This is a genomic window from Micromonospora sp. (assembly GCF_048594385.1).
In the GTDB taxonomy this organism is placed as follows: Bacteria; Actinomycetota; Actinomycetes; order Mycobacteriales; family Micromonosporaceae; genus Micromonospora; species Micromonospora wenchangensis.
In genome coordinates this window covers 1-3,834 of record NZ_JBMDWU010000575.1, presented here as the reverse complement: position 1 = coordinate 3,834, position 3,834 = coordinate 1, and the positions used below count along the sequence as shown (strand labels likewise).

Sequence of the window (3,834 nt, the reverse complement as noted above, 5' to 3'; positions counted from 1 at the left end):
GCGTCAGCCGTCGACGTGTGGGAACTCCTGACCGACCTGCCCGTCCGGGTCGACTGGCTCTGCACGGTCAGCTCCGTCGAGCTGCTCACCCCCGGGCCGTTCGGGCCGGGCACCGCCTGGCGGGAGACCCGTACCCGCCCGGACGGCGGCGACCAGCCGGAGGAGTTCCTGGTCCTGACCGCCGAGCCGGCACACCGGCTGGTGCTCGCCTCCCCGGGCATCGGGGTGGACTACCGGATCACCTGGACCCTGCGCGCCGTCCGCCGTCGTCGCCGGGTCGGCACCGCCGTCACGGTCGAACACCGGGCGCTGCCGACCGCCCCGTACGGGCGGGTGATGGCGCTGCTCTTCGGCGGCCTGGCCGCCCGGACGGTGGAGGGCGCGATCCGGCACGACCTGACCGCGCTGGCCGCCACCGTGCGCAGCACCGGCCGGGCCACCGCCGCCTGATCCGCGTCCGGGCACCGGCGGTCCGCCGGCCCGACTTCGTTCGCGCGACGCGACGCGACCTGACCGGTCCCCAGGGGGGACGTCTGGGTAGGGTGCCGGGCGGAGGTGGGCATGGGATTCCCGAAGGGACGGCGGCGACTCGTGGTCGCGGTCACCACGCTGCTCACCCTCGTGGCGGTCGCCGGCATCGGCTACCGGGTGCTCGCCCCCGCCGAGGTCGTCACGCCCGCCCGGGGCGCACCGCCGCCCGCCGGCACCCCGGCCGTCGGCGTGGTGGGTCGGCTGCCGGTCGCGCCGCTGGTGGTGGCGGGCCGGCTGCGGGTCTACGCCGCCGAGCGCCAGCTCTATGCCGACCGGCCCGCCGACAGCCGCAACCGGGTCACCCCGTTCTGGTCGTACCGGCGCTGGCCGGCCACCCTCGACGGGGTGCTGGCGGCCGGCACGATGGTGCTCAGCCGCTGGTCGGACGGGAAGCTGGTGGCCCTGGACGGGCTCACCGGCACGGTCGCCTGGCGGGCCGACGGGCCGACGCCGTACGCCGTGGCCCCCGCCCGGCGTACCGGGGCGGCCACCGTCTGGGACCCGCACGGCATCTCCGTCGCCCCCGCCCCCGGAAGCCGGACGGTGCTCGTCATCTCGGGCCGGGACGGTCTGCGCGGTTACGACCTCGCCGACGGGCGGGAGCTGTGGCGGGTCGACGGTGGCCGGGACTGCCGTACCGACCTGGGCACCACCGCCGCCGGGCAGGTCTTCTCCGTCGACTCCTGCGCCGGCCCGACGGCTGTCGAGTTCCGCGCCGTCGCCACCGGCGCGGTGGGCACCCGCTGGCGGCCCCCGGACGCACCCGAGCGGTTCACCGTCACCCCGGTCGGCTGCCTCACCCCCCGCTCGCAGTGCCGGGGGCTGCGCACCGACGGCGGCTCCGGCGGCCGGGGCTGGCAGGTCGGCCCGGGTGCGCCGATGGCCGCCCCCGCCCTGGACGCCGCCGGCACCACCCTGGTCGGCGAGCTGGCCGTCGGCGACGACGGCGGGGTGCTCAAGGGCTGGGAGGCGCGCACCGGCAAGGGCCGCTGGCAGCGCGGTGACCTGGGCCCGGTGACGATCCTCGCCACCGAGGCCGGTCGGCTCTACGTGCTGACCGAACGCCGGGAACTGGTCACCCTCGACCCGGTCACCGGCGCGCAGCGGTCCCGGTTCCCGATGACCCCCGGCCGGGACGGCATCGGCTGGAAGCCCGGCCGGGCGTACGCGGCCGGCGGCTACGTCGCGGTGGAACGGCTGCGGGAGCGCGCCGACCCGGACGACGACGACCAGGCGTACTTCCTGATGGCCGAGCCGGTGGTGCTCGCCGCGACCTGACCCGGCCCGACCCGGCCGGTGGGCCGGGGCGTGCCGGCGGGTGGTTCAGGACAGGGCGGCCTCCGCCACGGCCAGGAAGGCGTCGTTCTCGGCCGGGGTGCCGATGGTGACCCGGACGCCGTCGCCGGGGACCGGCCGGACGATCACGCCGCGCGCCTCGCAGGCCCGGCCGAACTCCACGGCCTTCTCGCCCAGCGGCAGCCAGACGAAGTTGGCCTGGCTGGACGGCACGTCGGGGACGACCTTGCGCAGCGCCGCGGTGACCCGGTCCCGTTCCGCCACGACCAGCGCGCAGCGGCGTTCGACCTCGTCGGCCTGGGCGAGCGCGGCCAGCGCCCCCGCCTGCGCCGCCGTGCTGGTGGAGAACGGGGTGACCACCTTGCGGACCGCGGCGGCGACCTCCGGGGTGCCGACCAGCCAGCCGATCCGCAGCCCGGCCAGGCCCCACGCCTTGGACAGGGTGCGCAGCACCACCACGTTGGGCCGGTCGAGGTAGGTCAGCCCGTCGGGCACCTGCGGGTCGGTGACGAACTCCCGGTACGCCTCGTCGATGACGACGAGCACGTCGTCGCCGACGGCGTCGAGGAAGCGGTCCAGCTCCGGCCCGCGTACGGCCGTGCCGGTGGGGTTGTTGGGGTTGCAGACCAGCACCATCCGGGTCCGGTCGGTCACCGCCGCGGCCATCGCCGCCAGGTCGTGCCCGTGCCCGGCGTCGTTGGGCACCCGCACGCTGCTCGCGCCGCTGGTCGCCGCGATGATCGGGTCCGCCTCGAACGAGCGCCACGAGTAGAGCAGCTCGGCGCCGGGCCGGCAGGTGGCCCGGACCAGGTGCTCGGCCAGCGCCACCGACCCGCAGCCGGTGGCGATCCGGTCCGGGTCCACGCCGTACCGCTCGGCGAGCGCGGTGCGCAGCGCCACCACGCCCATGTCGGGGTAGCGGTGCGACCCGGTGACCGCCTCGGTGACCGCCTCGACCACCCCGGGCAGCGGCCCGTACGGCACCTCGTTGCTGGCCAGCTTGATCGCCTCGGCCAGGCCCAGCTCGCGGGCCAGGTCGGCCGGGCTGCGGCCGGGCACGTAGTTCGGCAGGGCGTCCAGGTCGGCGCGGGTCAGTCGCAGCGGGGGCTGGTGGCGTCCGGTGTCGGTCATGGGGTGTCTCCCGGGGGCTCGGGGTCGGTGCGGTCGGTGGCACGGTCGTCGGTGGGGGCGTCCGGGTGGTCGGCACGCGGCACCCGCACCACGACCGTCTGGGCCCGCTTGTCGTGCAGGGCCTGGCGCAGCGGGTGGTCGAAGAGCGCGGAGACCGCGTCGACGAACTGGAGCAGCAGCCCGAAGCCGCAGCAGAACCAGAGCAGGGTGGGCATGCCCATGGTGCTCCACCGCCGGGTGGCCCGGCCGAAGCCGAGCGGCTGGTCGGCGTCGACGGGCACCGCCCGGATGCGCAGCAGCCGCTTGCCCAGGGTCTGCCCGCCGGACGCCATCGTCGGCACCTCGTAGGCGAACCAGAGCGCGGTCGCGATGACCAGGATGGCGATCTGGAGGCCACCGGCCTGCTCACCGATGGCGGGCAGCCCCTCCCGCGAGGAGTCGCCGGCCATCGCCCGCCGGACCGCCTCGCGCAGGTAGGGCGCGGTCTCCTCGAAGTACCGCCAGACGAACCAGCCGTTGACCACCGCGTTGAGCCCGAGGACGACCCCGAAGTCGACCAGCCGGGCGAGCAGCCGGGCACCGTAGCCGGCCAGCGGCACCCCGTGCGGCCGGGGTTCCGGCGGACGCCCCGGCAAGGTCGGGTACGGCCACCCGGGCGGCGGCCCGCCGGGCTGCCCCGCTCCCGGCTGCCCGGCCCAGGGCTGCCCCGGCGCCCCGGGCTGTCCCGCCCCGGGCTGTCCCGCCCCGGGCTGCACCGGACCTGGCTGCCCCGCTCCCGGCTGTCCTGCTTCCGGCTGTCCGGCCCAGGGCTGTCCTGCCGCGCCGGGTTGCCCGGTCCAGGGCTGGCCCGCCCAGGGTGGGCCCGGCGCCCCGTGG

The 3,834-nt window shown here is 77.0% G+C and carries 4 protein-coding genes; 2 read left to right on the top strand and 2 right to left on the bottom strand.

Annotation, left to right across the window (positions count from 1 at the left end; genetic code table 11):
• Together ACOJTC_RS30310 and ACOJTC_RS30305 are read left to right on the top strand one after the other, a co-directional pair.
• A partial coding sequence (locus tag ACOJTC_RS30310) for an SRPBCC family protein (protein ID WP_420119443.1) occupies positions 1-450 on the top strand: 450 nt, incomplete at its 5' end.
• Positions 451-561: 111 nt separating this feature from the next.
• Complete coding sequence (locus ACOJTC_RS30305; protein ID WP_420119442.1) at positions 562-1,809, top strand: PQQ-binding-like beta-propeller repeat protein; 1,248 nt, start codon at positions 562-564, stop codon at positions 1,807-1,809.
• A gap of 45 nt (positions 1,810-1,854) precedes the next feature.
• Here the strand turns inward: ACOJTC_RS30305 and hisC are convergent, their stop codons facing one another.
• Together hisC and ACOJTC_RS30295 are read right to left on the bottom strand one after the other, a co-directional pair.
• Positions 1,855-2,958 carry a histidinol-phosphate transaminase gene (gene hisC / locus ACOJTC_RS30300; RefSeq protein ID WP_420119441.1) on the bottom strand — a complete coding sequence of 368 codons (1,104 nt, stop codon included), beginning with the start codon at positions 2,956-2,958 and terminating at the stop codon, positions 1,855-1,857.
• Positions 2,955-3,834, bottom strand: an 880-nt coding sequence (locus ACOJTC_RS30295; RefSeq protein WP_420119440.1) for an RDD family protein, incomplete at its 5' end; no start/stop codon positions are given. The genes hisC and ACOJTC_RS30295, both read right to left, overlap by 4 nt.

Coding starts and splice junctions, on each gene's coding strand:
- ACOJTC_RS30305 (WP_420119442.1), top strand. CDS start 562: ATGGGATTCCCGAAGGGACGGCGGCGACTCGTGGTCGCGGTCACCACG.
- hisC (WP_420119441.1), bottom strand. CDS start 2,958: ATGACCGACACCGGACGCCACCAGCCCCCGCTGCGACTGACCCGCGCC.